Origin of the sequence: Ulvibacterium sp., assembly GCF_965228935.1 — a bacterium.
GTDB lineage: Bacteria > Bacteroidota > Bacteroidia > Flavobacteriales > Flavobacteriaceae > Ulvibacterium.
Genome location: NZ_OZ245846.1, coordinates 3,291,190 through 3,307,406, shown reverse-complemented (window position 1 = coordinate 3,307,406; position 16,217 = coordinate 3,291,190). Strand labels below are relative to the sequence as shown.

General features: G+C 42.3%; 15 protein-coding genes. 11 read left to right on the top strand and 4 right to left on the bottom strand.

The window, feature by feature from the left end; all coding sequences use genetic code 11:
* Positions 1 to 13: 13 nt before the first annotated feature.
* Genes ACO06Y_RS13920 through ACO06Y_RS13910 form a run of 3 tightly spaced genes read right to left on the bottom strand, consistent with a single transcriptional unit; the run spans position 14 to position 3,855 of the window.
* Positions 14 to 1,114, bottom strand: coding sequence for a hypothetical protein (locus ACO06Y_RS13920; RefSeq protein ID WP_422079589.1), 1,101 nt, complete (start codon positions 1,112 to 1,114; stop codon positions 14 to 16).
* A 39-nt stretch (positions 1,115 to 1,153) separates the two neighbouring features.
* Positions 1,154 to 1,891 carry a response regulator gene (locus ACO06Y_RS13915; protein ID WP_422079588.1) on the bottom strand — a complete coding sequence of 246 codons (738 nt, stop codon included), beginning with the start codon at positions 1,889 to 1,891 and terminating at the stop codon, positions 1,154 to 1,156.
* A gap of 2 nt (positions 1,892 to 1,893) precedes the next feature.
* Positions 1,894 to 3,855, bottom strand: a complete 1,962-nt coding sequence (locus ACO06Y_RS13910) for a tetratricopeptide repeat-containing sensor histidine kinase (RefSeq protein ID WP_422079587.1) — start codon at positions 3,853 to 3,855, stop codon at positions 1,894 to 1,896.
* Between the two features lie 190 nt (positions 3,856 to 4,045).
* Between ACO06Y_RS13910 and ACO06Y_RS13905 the strand changes: the two genes are divergently transcribed.
* The 6 genes from ACO06Y_RS13905 to ACO06Y_RS13880 all read left to right on the top strand — a co-directional run bounded on the left by ACO06Y_RS13905 (position 4,046) and on the right by ACO06Y_RS13880 (position 9,089).
* Positions 4,046 to 4,576 carry an ester cyclase gene (locus ACO06Y_RS13905; RefSeq protein ID WP_422079586.1) on the top strand — a complete coding sequence of 177 codons (531 nt, stop codon included), beginning with the start codon at positions 4,046 to 4,048 and terminating at the stop codon, positions 4,574 to 4,576.
* Positions 4,577 to 4,606: 30 nt separating this feature from the next.
* Positions 4,607 to 5,371 carry a hypothetical protein gene (locus ACO06Y_RS13900; RefSeq protein WP_422079585.1) on the top strand — a complete coding sequence of 255 codons (765 nt, stop codon included), beginning with the start codon at positions 4,607 to 4,609 and terminating at the stop codon, positions 5,369 to 5,371.
* 74 nt (positions 5,372 to 5,445) lie between these two features.
* Entirely contained in the window at positions 5,446 to 5,964 is a 519-nt protein-coding gene (locus tag ACO06Y_RS13895; RefSeq protein ID WP_422079584.1) for a nuclear transport factor 2 family protein, read from the top strand.
* Positions 5,965 to 6,029: 65 nt separating this feature from the next.
* Positions 6,030 to 7,067: a methyltransferase gene (locus ACO06Y_RS13890; RefSeq protein ID WP_422079583.1), complete on the top strand. Its 1,038-nt coding sequence runs from the start codon at positions 6,030 to 6,032 to the stop codon at positions 7,065 to 7,067.
* Between the two features lie 72 nt (positions 7,068 to 7,139).
* On the top strand, positions 7,140 to 7,904 hold the full coding sequence (locus ACO06Y_RS13885) for a hypothetical protein (protein ID WP_422079582.1): 765 nt from the start codon (positions 7,140 to 7,142) through the stop codon (positions 7,902 to 7,904).
* A gap of 183 nt (positions 7,905 to 8,087) precedes the next feature.
* Complete coding sequence (locus ACO06Y_RS13880; RefSeq protein WP_422079581.1) at positions 8,088 to 9,089, top strand: DUF3500 domain-containing protein; 1,002 nt, start codon at positions 8,088 to 8,090, stop codon at positions 9,087 to 9,089.
* Between the two features lie 56 nt (positions 9,090 to 9,145).
* Here the strand turns inward: ACO06Y_RS13880 and ACO06Y_RS13875 are convergent, their stop codons facing one another.
* Positions 9,146 to 9,526 carry a glyoxalase superfamily protein gene (locus tag ACO06Y_RS13875; protein ID WP_422079580.1) on the bottom strand — a complete coding sequence of 127 codons (381 nt, stop codon included), beginning with the start codon at positions 9,524 to 9,526 and terminating at the stop codon, positions 9,146 to 9,148.
* Positions 9,527 to 9,545: 19 nt separating this feature from the next.
* On the opposite strand from ACO06Y_RS13875, the gene ACO06Y_RS13870 reads away from it, so the two are divergent.
* From ACO06Y_RS13870 to ACO06Y_RS13850, 5 genes are all read left to right on the top strand, one after another.
* Entirely contained in the window at positions 9,546 to 12,407 is a 2,862-nt protein-coding gene (locus ACO06Y_RS13870; RefSeq protein ID WP_422079579.1) for a trehalase family glycosidase, read from the top strand.
* Positions 12,408 to 12,412: 5 nt separating this feature from the next.
* On the top strand, positions 12,413 to 13,252 hold the full coding sequence (locus ACO06Y_RS13865; RefSeq protein WP_422079578.1) for an endonuclease/exonuclease/phosphatase family protein: 840 nt from the start codon (positions 12,413 to 12,415) through the stop codon (positions 13,250 to 13,252).
* Positions 13,252 to 13,857: an FMN-binding negative transcriptional regulator gene (locus ACO06Y_RS13860; protein WP_422079577.1), complete on the top strand. Its 606-nt coding sequence runs from the start codon at positions 13,252 to 13,254 to the stop codon at positions 13,855 to 13,857. Before ACO06Y_RS13865 ends, ACO06Y_RS13860 begins: the two co-directional genes overlap by 1 nt.
* A 61-nt stretch (positions 13,858 to 13,918) precedes the next feature.
* Entirely contained in the window at positions 13,919 to 14,872 is a 954-nt protein-coding gene (locus ACO06Y_RS13855) for a sugar phosphate isomerase/epimerase family protein (protein ID WP_422079576.1), read from the top strand.
* Between the two features lie 93 nt (positions 14,873 to 14,965).
* The gene (locus tag ACO06Y_RS13850) at positions 14,966 to 16,120 is read left to right on the top strand and encodes a helix-turn-helix domain-containing protein (RefSeq protein ID WP_422079575.1); all 1,155 of its coding nucleotides are present in this window, start codon (positions 14,966 to 14,968) and stop codon (positions 16,118 to 16,120) included.
* Positions 16,121 to 16,217 lie beyond the last annotated feature (97 nt).

Here is a 16,217-nt window from a genome sequence, read left to right as displayed (position 1 = left end):
AAATTGGATATCGCTAATTGGAATAATCCAAGTAAATCGCTTTTTCAAAAGCTGCCCAGTGCGCTTCGGTCATTCTTCCAGGCGTAAAAAGACATATGCCCTTTGCCCCATTTTCCATTGATTCCCTAATGGCATCGCCCAATTCTTCCGGTAGCAGCCCATGTCCTTCGGGATCCTCTTCATGAACCTTGTTTTCCGGTCTTGGACAAATAAACAGTCCGCTATAGACAGGTCGGTCCGGTACTGCAGCGGTTTCTTCTTTTACCACGCTGCCGATCCAAAGGGTATTGCCCATATAAAAATCATTGTAGTTCATCGGGAAAAAGGCATCCAGGTTCCATTTGTTCCACTCTTGGCGAACCAGTTTTTTTGCTATGGAAGGTCCCGGAAAAACCGCGGCATTTATTTTTTTACCCTTTTCATGGACCATTTCGGCCAGGCGGTTGACCAATTTGGAGACAACATCATACCGGTACTGTTTCCATTCGGCAATTTGAGAGGGGTCTTCAATTTTTTTGATATCAATACCACTTTCCGCCTTAAAACCAGAAGTACAGGTATCGCAGTAACAAAAATCGTACTGTGGAAACTCCCTATCCTGGATAAGACCGTATTTCTCCCACAAACCGCGGGCCAAAATAACATCGGGAAAGCGAATATAATCCAGATGAATGCCATCCACCTCGGAAACATCGGCTATACTTCCATATAGATTGGAAAGGTATTGATATACCTCCTCCTTGTTCGGACAAAGAAATTTGTAATAGGATACATAAGGCTGTTTGTCATATGCCGAGTCGCCCAATCCACTTACACCGTACCATTCGGGTTTCAAATTAGGGTCTCCTTGGACCATAGTCGGAATCCAGGTATGGAATTCCATTTGGGCTTCTTTAACAAGGCCCCCTACCCTTTTATAGGTTTCGGGATCATGGCCACCGTTATAAAGTAGTCCGTCTACGCCCTTTTTCTTTAGTCCCAAGAACATTTCACGCAGCTCGGAATCAGTAGCGTCCCCAGGTCCTCCCATCCATGCATAAACCGGTATTTTTGTTTTTTGGGCCGTACAGGAAAAGGAAATCAATACTAGGACAAGGATACAAAGGCGCTTCATTTATTGCTATTTTGGAATGCGCCGAAGTTACATAATTTTCTAAATGGTATGAAGTCGTCCTAGCAAAAATTCCCGCTGAGATTTGCTAAAAGGGATTACTGTTCGGCCTATTTCTAGATGATTCTCGCCAACGATATCCACTTTGGCTATATTAACCATATAGGAACGGTGCACCCTAACAAATTTTGAAGATGGAAGCTTTTCCTGCATGGTTTTAAGTGTGCTTGCCAGTACATAATTGCACGTAGCCGTAACAATCGTACAATAGTTACGGTCCGCCGCTATATACAGAATGTCGTTTAACAGCAATTTGGACATTCTTCCATTATGCCTCACAAAAATACGGTCATCCAAAACTTGAAGATCCATTTTTTCTCCAAAATCGTTTTTTCTTTCATTCTCCTTTAAGCGTTCAACCGCCAAAGCGATAGTGCGCTGTAGGTTCAATTTGTTAAAGGGTTTGGTAATAAAAGCCAAGGGGCGGGTTTCCTTGGCCCTCAAAAAAGAAGCCTCATCCGTATTGGCAGTAAGATATATGATCGGGATATCCGCTTTCCTCTGTATGGTCTGGGCCGTCTGTACGCCATCCAAAGTGCCCCTAAGATTAATATCCATAAGTATGATGTCCGGAGGGTTGACATCGGCATTCAAAATCGCCTCTTCGCCCCTGGTCTCAATGCCGGTGACCTCATAGCCCAAATTGGTCAATTGCAACGAAATATTGGCGGCTATGATCATATCGTCCTCAACGACCAAAATTCTGATTTTGTCTGTCATAACTAAGCTGCTTTAATATACTGGAATTCAAAGGAAACCAGGGTTCCCTTATCTATGGCAATGTTAATTTTTCCATCCAATTGCTGGGTCAGTAATTGAATAAGTCGCGTTCCAAAACCCGAACCCTGCATTTTTTCATAACTGGTATGGCCTACCCCATTATCAGCTACTTTCATGTATAACTGAGTATCTTTTTTATGCAATCCAATCCGTATGCTTCCCGCTTTATTATTAGGAAATGCATGCTTCAAGGAATTCGTTAAGAGTTCGTTTACGATAAGACCGATAGGAATCGCAGTGTCCACATCCAGTTCCAAAGGTTCCATTTCAAACAGTACTTTAACTCGATTTTCCACACCAAAGGCATCCAAAACATAATTGGCCAAGTTTTCAAAATAGCCTTTCATTTCTATTGAGGAGAGACTCTTGCCCTGATAGAGATTTTGATGGATCATGCTCATGCTATGAACCCTGTTTTGGCTTTCTTGCATGGCCTCTATAATCTTCGGGTCGTTGATTTCTGCAGATTGAAGGGCCAATAGACTGGATACGATTTCCAAATTGTTCTTTACGCGATGATGGATTTCCTTCAGCAAAAATTCCTTTTCCCGATTCTGTTGCTGGAGTAACCTATTTTTCTTAACATTGTTCTGAATGGCCTTATAGGACAAAAATAGCAGTAACGATAACAAACCGGCAATAATGATTACCATGGTTTGCCGGGTTCGATGCTTTTTTAATTCGGCCTCCTGAAGTTGAATGGTGCCTTCCTTGGTCATTACATCAAACTCCGTTTTAAGTAATGAGATACGTCGGTCAGCTTCGGCGGTGAATATGCGATTTTTTAAAACATCGTATTCCGCGAAGGCCTGGTAGGCCTCCTTATAATTATGATTCCCCGCGAAGGCCTTTCCCAATGTTTCATAGGCCTGGCTTAAGTAATACTCATCCCCAAAATCCGCTGTGGCCACTTCAATACATTTCTGCAGACTTTCGATGGCGGATATGTATTTGCCCTGTAAATTTTGCAATTTCCCGATGGAAAGCCAAGAACGCATGACCATGAAGTTGTTTTCCAGCAAATTGGCATACTTCAAGGCATTTTCACCGGCTTGTGCCGCTTTTTCAAATTCATTTAGATAAGCATACAGATCCACTAGGGAAATATATACATCGCTCAGATTATTATAAAAACCATAGCGCTCCCCAATGGTAATCGCATGCTCATAATACTTTTTGGCCTTTTCATGTTCTTTTAGGGCCAAATAGTTGTTGCCTACAACATACAGGGTAAAATCATAATCCAAATCATTGAGGTTTCTCTCCTCAAATATTTTCAGCGATTTAAGCCCATACTCCAGTCCGGTCTCAAACTTGGACTGCTTCCAAAAAAGATTGCTCAAGTCACTATAGGCCAAGGCCAGGGCCTTCTTATCATTTAATCCTACTCCCAGATTAAGGGACTCCATGGCGTAGTCGGCAGCCCTATCCAATTGACCCCTTCGTTCATAGACATAACCCAGCTGTGTATTTAAAAAGGCCAAATCCCTTGGCTGTACTTTGGTCCTGGCCGCTTCCAAAACCACCTCGGCACTGTCCAATTTTTCCATCCGCAACAGAATAGATCCTTGGGTAATTTGAAACCTTCCCTCCCACAACGAATCCTGGTTGTCTGAGGCCAAGTGAAGTCCCTCTTTGGTAAAATCCAATGCCGTAACAAGATTACGTGTATGCCAATAATAGGCGAGGTCGTTTAGTATTTCGAACTTTAGGGAATCTGGCCGTGCCATTGGGTAGGCCCTCTCCAAAACATCCAAATAGGAAGGGCCAAAATTATCGGTAGCTACAAAGACTTTTTTGTAGGGGTTTTCACGGTTAAAGTTGACCAATTGGGCAAAGATCGGACCGCAATTCAAAATAGAAAAGCCAAATATAAAAACAGCATTTAAAAAACGCTCTCTCATTTCATGGGTTGGTCCTCACCGGGGGAAATGAGCATTGTTAAATATACAACAAAATAGGTAAATCCTGTTCGATAAAATATTGTGGGTGTTGGGACAAAAAAAATGCCGTTTCGTCCTACCGTATGTACGTGCCCTCTAAGAAGGGCGTACCTTGAATGTAATGGACACCGGTATTAAACACGCCATTATTATGAAGATAGCAGTTCTGTTACTCCTAGTCTTTCTTTTTTGTGTGTTCTCCTGTAGTGAGTTGGGGCAAAAGAACGCACCTAATATCGGGTTAAGTCCCAAAGACAGTACCATACGGGCAAATCTTGGTGTTTTGGTGGATTCCTGCTGGAATAATCAGGATACTACCCTTTTGACCGAGATTTCCGTGGAAAACTTTGTGAGACATCTCAACGGGATACAGATTGCGGTTTCCAAAAGGGAGATGCAGGCACATATGAATGTTTTTTTTACGGCCTTCCCCGATTTGAAGATCACATTGGACACCTTGACCATCAACAATAACAAAGCATTTTTGGAATGGACTTCCAGTGGCACGAATACGGGTATTTATGGGGAGGTAGCCCCTACGGGGAAAAAAGTTAAAATGAAGGGTTTTTCCCATTTGCATTTTACTGATGATGGCGTATTATCCCGAGAAGATGTCTATTACAATGAACTCGATTTGTTACAGCAACTGGGCTACACCTTGAACCCTCCAATACTGGAATAAAACTTTAATCACTTAAAACTAAAACCGATTATGAGAACACTAAAAACAACTACGATTATTGCATTTGCCTTACTTGTCATGCCTTGTATGTCACAGGACAAGAGTAAATCCCAAGCCTTTTGGGTTCACGAGGACGTGGTAAAACCTTCCATGGTATCGGAATACGAAACCGTCTGCAAGGAACTTACCGATAATATGAAAAAACATAGTATCCAAGAAATGAATTCTATAGTGGCCAATACTACCGACAATCGCTATTTATGGGTAGGGCCCATTGAAAACATGGCCCAATTGGATAAACCGCTTTTTGCCACCTTGGCCGAAAAAATGGGAGCGGACAAAATGGGGGCTCTTTTTGATCGCATGGACAAGTGCTATGACATTGAACAGAATTATATCATACACCTGGACGAAGAGCTTTCCTATATGCCCGGAGGTATTACGCAGACCCCGGAAGGCGAGGATTACAGGAAATTTCACTACTTCCATTATACTCCGGGCAATAGGGCAATCGTAAAGAAAAAAGTACAGGCCATAAAGGATTTGTTTCAAAGTAAGGGTTCCCAACTGGAATACAGGGTATATCGCAGTGGCTTTGGCACCCGAGGGGAATTTTACATGGTGGCCATAGCGGCCAAGGACGCCGCCGATTATTCCAATAAAATAGCCCAGAACAATGAGATGCTGGGCGAAGTTTGGTTAAAAACCTATACCGATTTCATGTCAAGTCTAGAAAAATATGAGGCTTTTGAAGGACGTATGCGACCCGATATGGCCTATGCACCGGCAAATTAAATCGATATTCCCCGATTGTCCATAAAAGCTGTCGGGGTTTTTAATTCATTGACTCACCTTAAAAATAAATCAAAATGAAAAAAGTACTTTTTTTAAATCTCGTAGTACTCCTCTTTATCGCTTGCCAGCCCAAAGGACCAGTACGCTACACCCAAAACTCACCGGAAATCGATGCGGTTAAAAAGCATATTGCCAACTACAACAACAAAAATTACGATACCGGTATATATGCGGATACCTCAAAAACATTCCTTAATACCAGGAAAAAGGCAATGTCTCCTAGTGAGGCCATGGATTACCACAAACAAAACGATGTCAATTATTCCAGTAGAGGTTTTAAGGCAGAGGACCAAGAATATGAAATGGTAGTCACCGATGACGGGGAGACTTGGGTGAATTGTTGGTTGGACTGGAAAGGTACCTTGGCCGCAACAGGACAGGAAATTGAAATTCCCATTCACCTTACCTATCGTTTTGTAGAGAGTAAGGTTGTCCGAGAATTAGGGTATTGGGATCCTACTGAAATAGTTCTGGCCCTACAACAAATTGAAGCACAAAAGAATAGCTCTGAAGAAGAAGAAGAAAAACCATAAAAACCTCCTTGGATACCATTGTCAAAGCTTTTATAAAGGGCGATGGACACCATAAAACAATTCAAATGGACACAACCGCTATAAAACAAGTAGATCCTTCAAAAATCATGCAGCTCGGCACCGGTTTTTTTGCTACCAAGACCTTGCTTACAGCAGTGAATATGGAACTTTTTACCATTCTGGCAAAAAGAGAATTATCCGGTAATGAAATTCAGTCTAGACTTGGGCTCCACTCCCGAAACCTTTACGACTTTTTGGATGCCTTGGTAGCCTTGGGCTTTTTGAAAAGAATAGGCCTCCGGGAGACAGCATTGTATAGGAACGCAGAGGATGCCGATCTGTTTCTTGACAAGAATAAACCAAGTTATATAGGAGGCATCCTGGAAATGTGCAACAACCGGTTGTATCTTTTTTGGAACGATTTGGAAGAAGGCCTAAAAACTGGATTACCCCAAAATGAAACAAAAAACGGAGGGAAGTCAATTTTTGAGGAAATCTATGCTGATCCTGAAAAACTCCGGGAATTTGTGTCGGCCATGGCCGGGGTTCAAATGGGAAATTTTGTGGTATTTGCCAAGAACTTTGATTTTTCAAACTACAAAACGCTATGTGATATTGGGGGCGCCGGAGGTTTCCTTGCTGCACAAGTAGCACTTCATAATCAACATATGCAATGTACATCTTTTGATTTGCCTCCCGTTGAGCCCATTGCGAAGGAAAACATTCAAAATATGGGTTTGGAAGATAGGGTAGCTATCAATTCTGGAGATTTTTTTACCGAGGATTTTCCAAAAGTGGATGTGATTACGATGGGGAACGTACTGCATGATTGGGGAAAAGAGGATAAACTCAAGCTCATAAAAAAGGCATATAAAGCTTTGCCAGAGGGGGGTGCCCTTATCGTTATTGAAAGTATCATCGATGATAATAGAAGTGAAAATGCCTTTGGTCTCCTGATGTCGTTGAATATGCTTATTGAAACCTCCGAAGGTTACGATTTTTCAATGTCGGATTTTAACGAATTGGTAAAAGAAGCTGGTTTTAAGAAAATTTCCGTAATGCCGCTTACAGGTCCAACTAGTGCCGCCATCGCAATAAAATAATTAGCACAACAAAATTGTTTACCGCTGTGCAGTGGAAGTTTTATAAGAGTATTAACCATAAAAACTATAAAAATGAGAAAACTAATGTATTTAACATCCTTCCTGATCCCTTTCCTATTTGTAGCCCAGGAGAGCCAACCCGCTCCCCTTTTTATGAACGTTATGATCACCCCGCAACCGGACAAGATTGAAGTATTTGAAGCCGGCGTGGCGGCACATAATAAAAAATATCATGCGGATGGAGCGGGACAAATCAGTGTATTTTGGATAGCGAGCGGAAAAAATTCGGGCAAATATATATGGAGTATGGGACCAACGGCTTGGGCCGCTATGGACGAGGCCAACGACTATGGCGAAGAGCATACCAAAGACTGGAATGCCAACGTAGCGGCCCATGCATATGCCGAAATGGAAACCACGTATTGGAAGGGCGATATGACCTATTCCAACTTTTCCAAGGATTTTGCCTTAAAGAACCTTTCCATTTTTATGCTGGACATTAAGCGATTCAAACGAATGGAGTTTATGTCCGTTCTGGATAAGGTCCATAAAGTGTTTAAAACAAAGGATCCCGATCATCAATGGGGGGTATACTTCAATGAGTTAAGCAATATGGACGGTCAGGATATGGTCTGGGTGGATTTTTTTGACAAATCCGCCTGGATGGGCGAACAGGATCAATTTCCACAGTGGTATGAGGAAGTGCATGGTTCTGGGAGCTTTGCCGGGTTTTTAAAGGAATTTGAGGCAACGACAGACGGCGACACCCAGGAGTTATGGGTATTTAGATCGGATCTTAGCAGCTCGGACGGGCAGGTCCAGCCAGCCGGTCAATGATTGCATGGGTGCCCATCACTTCTTACACTAACCAATACTTGCGAACCAGGGGGAATCTCCCTGGTTTTGCCTTTTGTAACTAAATTGTTAGGGATGACAAACCACTACCTCTTTATCAAATACCATAAAAAGAATCGATTTGGAAAAATGTCCGTACATTTAAAACGCAACAAAACCAAAATCATGAGAAAAAGTGTATGGATCATATTAGGAATGGTCCTTTTGTATTCCGCTCAAAGTGTAGCACAGGACCATGTGCTCAACTTTTTGAACTCCTTGAACAAGGAACAACTGGCCAAAGCACAATTGGCCTTTGACGACCCTTTACGTGAGAGCTGGCACTTTTTCCCTGCATCCATGTGGCAACGTGAAGGCGTCTCACTCAAGGAATTGAACGATTCCCAAAAAACATTGCTTCATGCCATGTTGAGACAGCACCTAAGTGAATCCGGTTATACTAAGGCCATGAAAATCATAGCCTTGGAGGATGTGCTTTTGGAAATGGACGGGAACAGTACCATGCGGGATTCCGAGAAATATTATGTAACCATTTATGGTAACCCTAAAAAGGATAATCTATGGGGTTGGTCCTTTGAAGGACATCACATATCATTGAACTTTGCCATAACCCAGGATAAGGTTTCCTTTACCCCCCGTTTTTTTGGAGCTTCCCCGGCCGTAATCAAACAGGGGAAAAGAAAGGGGGAGCGTACGCTAGAAAAAGAACAGGACATTGCCCTGGAACTTATTAATGCATTAGATGCCTCGCAAAGGGAAAAAGCTATCTTTAGCGAAACAGCGCCGAACGAAATCATCACCTTTGTGGAAACTTCCGTAGAACCTTTGGATCTCACAGGTATCGCTACAAAAGATCTGGAAAAGAATCAGAAGAAACTGCTCTTGAGTCTTATCTATGAATACCTTTCGGCAATGCCCGAGGAATTGGCCAAGAAACGTATGGCCAAGCTAAAGAATGAACAATTGGACGATATCCATTTTGGATGGGCAGGGGCGACCGTTTTAGGACAACCGCACTATTATCGTATTCAGGGAAAGACGTTTTTAATCGAATTCGATAATACCCAGAGCAATGCCAATCATATACATAGTGTGTGGCGGGACTTTGATGGTGACTTTGGAAGAAACTTGATCAAGGAACATTATGAGAATTCCGACCACCACTAGTCGGTTTTGAACGGATTCTTTGAAAGAATCAAATGAATTGGAAAAACAAATCCAATTCAAATATCCCGGTAAAAAGTCAACCCATTCTTAAAAGGATCGTAAAACGCAAATTCCTTGGTACCCCAGGCCGTCTCCCTTAGGAGTGTATGGGCATTAAAAACATCTTTTTCTGAATATTCCGCATAAAGTTGCTCTATATTTTCGGTCACAATACGCAACATAGGTCGATCTACCGCCAACTCCCATTCCGCGGCATCATGCCATTGCAAATGTATTTCAACGGCATCCTTTAAAATTCCAGCGTATTTTGGGTTTTTGGAATCATCCGCGAACGCGATTTTAAACCCTAACCGATTGACATAAAAGTCCAAAGCTTCCACCACATCCTTTACAGGAAGAACAGGATGGATCTGATGTAAATATCCCTTTATTTTCACGAAATAAATTTACGGTATTATGCCTAACTTACCATTGAATTTTTGGAAACATCCCTTGAAAAGACTTTTTATTCTTTTTGCACTTCTCATTAGGTTGCCGGTCATCGCCCAGTCCTTCCAACCTAAGTTGGTATGGGTACGCCCGGAAGGTGGGGAACGTAATGAGTATGTTTATTTCCGGAGGGAATTTACGCTAAACGAAATGCCCAAAAAGTCCGAACTGCATCTTTATGCAGATTCCAGATACGCACTTTATGTCAATGGAAATTACGTTGGTTTTGGCCCAATACGTTCCTTTCATGCCAATCCACAATACGATACCTACAATCTCTTACCTTACCTTAAACCAGGAGAAAATGTAATTGGTGTTAAGGCACTATCCAATGGAATGCTCACCTACCAGTTATTTGATCATAAAGGCGGATTTACGGCTTGGGGAAACATCGAATTGAAGGACCGTGAAATAGATCTTTCCATCGATGAGGATTGGTTATGTAAAAAATCCACGGGCTATGATCAAACCGCTCCTCGATTTTCCTTTGCCACCGGAGCTATAGAGAATTGGGACAGTCGTGACGAATGGGATTGGAATCTACCCCAAACCACAACCAAGGGCTGGACCGCCCCGGTTCCCTTAAAGGATCAGAAAATATGGGGGAGCTTCAAACCAAGACCTATCCCAAAATTGACTAATGCCTCAATAAGACCTTTACGGCTAATGGCAGCTTACCCCCTGGCCAATGAAGAGGATATCTATTCCTTTAGAATATCCACCCCGGACAGTGATATGAAAGCATACAATACTTCAAATCCTGCCATTGCGTATACCTATATCCACTCCCCTATTACCCAAAATGTTTCCGTAGGACTTTGGTGGGGAGATCACTATCTAAACGGCCAACTGATAAAGAAAGACAGCATTCAAGAAAAGGAAAGTTACCGTAGGCAGTATACCCTGAATCTTAAAAAAGGATGGAACGCTTATGCGGTCCGCTATGGTATTATTTGGGGGTCATGGGATTATTACATGGCCGTACCGAACAATGCCGGATTGACACTTTCTTCCTCTAAAGAGAAGGGCTCACAGGATCTATTCAGAACCTATGGCCCCTTTTATGATGAAAAGGGAAAAAAGGGTATTGAACAGATGAATCTTACCTCCAATGTTCCTAAGTTGCTCCAAAATACGGTTTTGGGAAAATGGCAAATACAACACAGGGGGAATGATGCCAATCAACCAGCCCGGGATTTGGCATGGAAAGTCGTGGATACCACACAGCGTTTTGTCCCTAAAACAACTATTGAGGGAAATAGCGTTATTCCGGTTTCCCAAAACGGGATCGCACTTTTTTATGAGATGTCGGAAACCCAATTGGGCAGGATTTTCATTGAGGGGGATTTCCCCAGCGGAACACAAATAGATATCGGTTTTAGCGAAGAATTGGACAAAAATGGTTTTCCATGGCTTTACAAACGTTTTCAAGTCGGTGCAGGCCTGCGTTTCATTACCTCAGAGGGCCAAAAAAGATATGAAAGCTTTAAGCCCTACGGGTTAAAATATATGCATATCAACATTAGTGGACACGACCGTCCCGTTACGCTTACCAAAGTAGGCGTGGTACGACAGGTATATCCTTTCGAAAAAATAGGCCACTTTGAATGTAGCGACCCAATATTCAATAAAATATGGGATGCCGGATGGCGTACATTGCAACTTTGCGCCGAAGATACCTATACGGATACCCCCTTTCGGGAACGTGGCCTGTACGCTGGCGACATGTTGCCCCAGACGGCCATTACCATGGCCGCCAGTGGTGATTTACGTTTGGTGGCCTATTCCCTAAAAGTATTTCAAGATATGTATAGGGAAGAAATGATGACCGGAAAGGAAAACCGACACAATGATTTTCCCTTACTGACCCAGGTGACCCTAGATTACTATTGTACTTATACAAACAATTGGCACTTGGCCCAAAAATATTATACCAATTATACCTCCCTCCTTCGGAACCATATCCGAAAAAAGGACAAAAACGGACTGATCCCCGCATCACGAGTGTTTTTGGAATGGACGGACATCAATAGGGAGAACGCGGCAATGACCGCATATCAGGCACTCTTAGTACATGCTATGCAAATCACAGCAAAGTGGGCGGAACTCTTCGGGTTTCCCGAGGATAAGGACTATTTCAAAAAAGAGGCCGAGCAGTTAAAAAAAAATATAAACAGGGTACTCTGGGACTCTAAGAAAAGAGTATATAGGGATGGTACTAAATCCGACGTCCTCCTTGCTGAAAGTCATCTTACCTCCAATATTTGGCCCTTACTTTATGATATTGCGGATAGTGGGCAAAAGCAATCCGTACTGGCGTTGCTGGAGCAGGAACTTATGGATATCGGGAACATCAGCAGAAAACGTAAAATAACCCCCTATTCCGCATTCTATCTGTTCGCCCTACTTTATCAAAACGGGAAAACCGATTTGGCAGAATACTTCATGGAAAAACATTGGGGGCCTATGGCCCTACATTCGGCAAAACCAACCGTATGGGAAAACTTTGATATTTCAGGAAACCAGGGTACATCCAGTCATGCATGGAGTGGTCATCCTACTTATTTTCTTTCCACGGAAGTACTTGGGGTAAATCTGGGGTTCCATACCCCTTTTGACCCGAACCACATAGAAATAATGCCCCAATCAGCCACATTGGAGTGGGCCGAGGGCACCGTGGCACATCCGTTAGGGCCGGTATATGTAAAATGGAAAATAGAAGGTGACCTTTTATGGCTCAGCTATAAGGCCCCCAAAAGGGCATTAGTAAAGGTATCCCCAAGAGGAAGGTTGGGAAAACTAAAATTGATAACAACTAAATTGGACTAAAATTCATGAAAACAAAAAAAGGATTTCTCACAGCTTTTTCATTGTGTTTGTTTTACGCATCACTAGGTCAGGATCTTAAGCTAATGACCTACAACATCAAATATGATAACACAAGCGATACCATAAATAATTGGAACTATCGTAAGGAAGCTCTTGTTCAATTGCTAAAACATTATGAAGCCTCCTTCATCGGTGCCCAAGAAGTATTGCATCGGCAATTGACCTATATTGATAGTGCCCTAACAGGTTTTGCCTATATTGGGGTCGGCCGGGATGACGGTAGACAAAAGGGAGAATACTCTCCTATTTTTTATGATTCCTCCCGTTACAAGGTATTAAAGAGTAATACATTTTGGCTTTCGGAGACCCCTAACAAAATTTCAGTGGGCTGGGACGCCGCCTTGGAACGTATTTGTACCTATGGATTATTTGAGGAAAAAGGAACCGGTAAGAAGCTTTACATCTTCAATACCCATTTTGATCATGTAGGAAAGGTGGCACGAGCAAAATCCGCTGAACTCCTTGTAAAAAAAATAAAGGAAGTCAACCAGGAAAAACTTCCGGTCGTGGTTATGGGCGATTTGAACCTTACTCCCGATACGGCGCCAATACAGTATCTGCAAAGTAAATTTTTGGATGGACAGGAGGTGGCCCAAAAACCATTTTATGGCCCTACCGGAACGTCCAATGGATTTGATCCTAACAGAATCGTGGACAAACGCATCGACTACATTTTCGTTAAAGATTTCAAGGTGGGGACATATATCCATATTGACGACCGTATGGAAAACAACAAACATATTTCTGATCATCTACCCGTATTAATCTCCGTACAGCACCCATAATGTATATCCCCAAACACAACAAAAACGAAAATTGGGACGAAATCAAGGATTTCATCCGTAAAAACAGTTTTGGTATTTTGGTAAATCGCTATGAGGGCAAACCATGGGCAACCCATATCCCGTTGGAGCTTGAGGTAAATGAAAATGGAAAGGATATCCTCGTAGGTCATATCGCCAAGGCCAACCCCCAATGGAAAGCTTTTTCCGAAAATGAAGAGATACTCTGTATCTTCAATGGCCCGCATGCCTATGTTTCCTCTTCCTGGTATAAAGAAGAGGAAGTACCCACTTGGAACTACATTGCCGTTCACGTATACGGAAAACCAAAAATCCTCGATGAAGCAACGGTGATGGCTTCTTTGCACAGACTAGTGGACAAATATGAACAAGGTTCAAAAAATCCGATTTCATTGCAAAAGATGTCACCCAAAACATTAAGACAAGTTAAGGGTGTTGTAGGTTTTCAAATTGAGATTTCGGACATACAGGCAAAGTACAAGCTATCCCAGAACAGGGAAAATGATCACGACCGAATCATCAAGGAACTTGGGGAACGACACGATGCAGGAAGCAAGGCCATTTCGGAGTATATGAAAAAACGATAAACCATTATTCTTTCATAAGCCTAAATTATTGACTACTTTGTAGTAATCAATACCGACTGAAATGAAAACTCGAAGAACGTTTTTAAAACAAGCGGCCATGGGTGCCACTGCCATTTCCCTCCCCACGGTCCCGGTTTTTGGAAATCTATCGCCATTAAACTTCCCTGAAATGAAAGCACCTAAAATCTCCCTGGCCCAATGGTCCTTGCACAGGGCCTTGGAAAAAGGAAACCTATTGGCCATAGACTTTGCGAATATCTCAAAGGATACCTATGGCATCGAAGCTGTGGAATATGTAAATCAATTTTATGTGGATCATGCCACAGATGAAGGTTTTTGGAACACCATGAAAGGGAGGGCCGATGATTCTGGGGTAAAAAGCCTCTTGATCATGGTGGACAATGAAGGAGATCTTGGAAATCCAAAGGACAATGAGCGAAAGAAGGCCGTGGAAAATCACTATAAGTGGATCCATGCCGCCAAGATCCTGGGCTGCCATTCCATTCGTGTAAACGCTTTTGGACAGGGAACCAAAGCGGAATTAAAACAACCCTTGATATCGGGTTTGGGAGCATTGGCAGAATATGGAGCCATGGAAAAAATGAATGTTCTTATCGAAAACCATGGTCTTCATACCTCGGATGGAAAATACATAACCGATATTATCAAGGCCGTAGACAACCCCTATTTGGGAACCTTGCCCGATTTTGGCAATTGGTGCCTGAACAAAGAATGGGGAAGTACTCAGAACAATACTTGTAATCAGGTTTATGATCGGTATCAAGGCCTTACAGAGTTTTTGCCGTACGCGAAAGGTGTCAGTGCCAAATCCTATGATTTTGACACGGCCGGTAACGAGACCATTATGGACTATGATAGGTTGCTCCAAATTGTAAAGGATTCTAGTTTTGATGGTTATATCGGTATCGAATTCGAGGGCGAGCATATAAATGAACCCGAAGGGATTAGGGCAACCAAGGCCTTGATAGAAAGGATTTGGAAGGAACTAAATTAGGCTATTACATAGGTGCGACCATCAAAGAGACCATGGTATTGCATGCCGTCCTTGTGCCCCATTTAGCGAGATTATTATCAAGCATTTAGACTTATGGACATACCCATACATATCGACTTTATAGCTGTAATCATTATTCTCGGGGTCTTTCTTGGGCTTTTTATTTCCTTTTTTATCATCAAAAAATCGCTAAGGAAAAACTTTCCCAATCTTTTTATGGGTCTCTTTATTCTCTCCCTGGCGTTGGTTATGTTAGAGGGATGGTTAAATTATACCGGATATATTTTCAAGTTTTTATGGTTGTCCAATTTTTCCGAGCCCCTAAATTTTTTGATGGCGGGTCTGCTTTATCTTTTCGTGGATACGCAGTTATCGCCCAACAGAAAAAAAAGATACTGGCTGCATTTCATCCCTTCAATGCTTTGGTTCGGCATCTGTATGTTTTATTTCCTACAGCCCGAAGAAGTGAAATACAACGACTCTATTGAGGTAATGCAATTGAATATTCCCAAAATTAAGGAGTACCCTCCGTTTTCGGACGACCCCTTGGGAATCCGGTCCTATGTCAATATTTTGACCGGAATCTATTTTATTGTTTACATTGCTCTAGGAGTAAGGAAGCTTGTACTAAAGGCCAGGGCTATGGGAGAGCCTTTGGTAAGGACTACAAACAAAACGCTCAAATCCGTACGCAATATCTCCTATCATGCATTGATAGTTGTTGTAATCTTCATACTGGTTAAGCTTTTGTTTAAAAATGATGTCGGAGACTATTTTATCTTCCTCTATTTATCCTTTATGATCTTTATTACCACGGTGCAGATTATGAACCGATCCAACTATTATGATGAAGTCTCCACTTTTTTGGAAGTCCCTACCCTTAAGTATAAAAAATCATCGTTGGAGGAGGTCAAAAAAAATAGTATCCTGGAAAATATTGTTTCCCAAATGGAAAATGAAAAATACTTTACTCGGAGTACAGCTTCGCTATCAGGATTGGCCAAGGCCATTCACGAAACACCACACCATGTTTCCCAAGTCATCAACGAGAAAATGGACCAGTCTTTTTTTGAACTTTTGGCGACCTATAGAGTAAGGGAGGCCAAGGCCATCCTTAAAACGGACATGGGCAAAAAATTGACCATTGAGGAAGTGGCCGAGCGGGTAGGATACAATTCCAAATCGGCCTTTAATTCCGCATTTAAGAAGATTACCTCGGAAACCCCTTCTTCCTTTAGAGATTCGTAATAAATTGATAATCAGTCTTTTTTTGTACTTCCCGATAAGTACGAACATCGCGCTTATAGGGAAAGTCGTTTGTAACGCTTGTTCAACCATAGCTTTG

Bases quoted from the DNA above. Each gene is read 5' to 3' on its own strand.
- ACO06Y_RS13920 (WP_422079589.1), bottom strand. From the start codon at position 1,114: ATGAAGCGCCTTTGTATCCTTGTCCTAGTATTGATTTCCTTTTCCTGT.
- ACO06Y_RS13915 (WP_422079588.1), bottom strand. From the start codon at position 1,891: ATGACAGACAAAATCAGAATTTTGGTCGTTGAGGACGATATGATCATA.
- ACO06Y_RS13910 (WP_422079587.1), bottom strand. From the start codon at position 3,855: ATGAGAGAGCGTTTTTTAAATGCTGTTTTTATATTTGGCTTTTCTATT.
- ACO06Y_RS13905 (WP_422079586.1), top strand. From the start codon at position 4,046: ATGAAGATAGCAGTTCTGTTACTCCTAGTCTTTCTTTTTTGTGTGTTC.
- ACO06Y_RS13900 (WP_422079585.1), top strand. From the start codon at position 4,607: ATGAGAACACTAAAAACAACTACGATTATTGCATTTGCCTTACTTGTC.
- ACO06Y_RS13895 (WP_422079584.1), top strand. From the start codon at position 5,446: ATGAAAAAAGTACTTTTTTTAAATCTCGTAGTACTCCTCTTTATCGCT.
- ACO06Y_RS13890 (WP_422079583.1), top strand. From the start codon at position 6,030: ATGGACACAACCGCTATAAAACAAGTAGATCCTTCAAAAATCATGCAG.
- ACO06Y_RS13885 (WP_422079582.1), top strand. From the start codon at position 7,140: ATGAGAAAACTAATGTATTTAACATCCTTCCTGATCCCTTTCCTATTT.
- ACO06Y_RS13880 (WP_422079581.1), top strand. From the start codon at position 8,088: ATGAGAAAAAGTGTATGGATCATATTAGGAATGGTCCTTTTGTATTCC.
- ACO06Y_RS13870 (WP_422079579.1), top strand. From the start codon at position 9,546: ATGCCTAACTTACCATTGAATTTTTGGAAACATCCCTTGAAAAGACTT.
- ACO06Y_RS13865 (WP_422079578.1), top strand. From the start codon at position 12,413: ATGAAAACAAAAAAAGGATTTCTCACAGCTTTTTCATTGTGTTTGTTT.
- ACO06Y_RS13860 (WP_422079577.1), top strand. From the start codon at position 13,252: ATGTATATCCCCAAACACAACAAAAACGAAAATTGGGACGAAATCAAG.
- ACO06Y_RS13855 (WP_422079576.1), top strand. From the start codon at position 13,919: ATGAAAACTCGAAGAACGTTTTTAAAACAAGCGGCCATGGGTGCCACT.
- ACO06Y_RS13850 (WP_422079575.1), top strand. From the start codon at position 14,966: ATGGACATACCCATACATATCGACTTTATAGCTGTAATCATTATTCTC.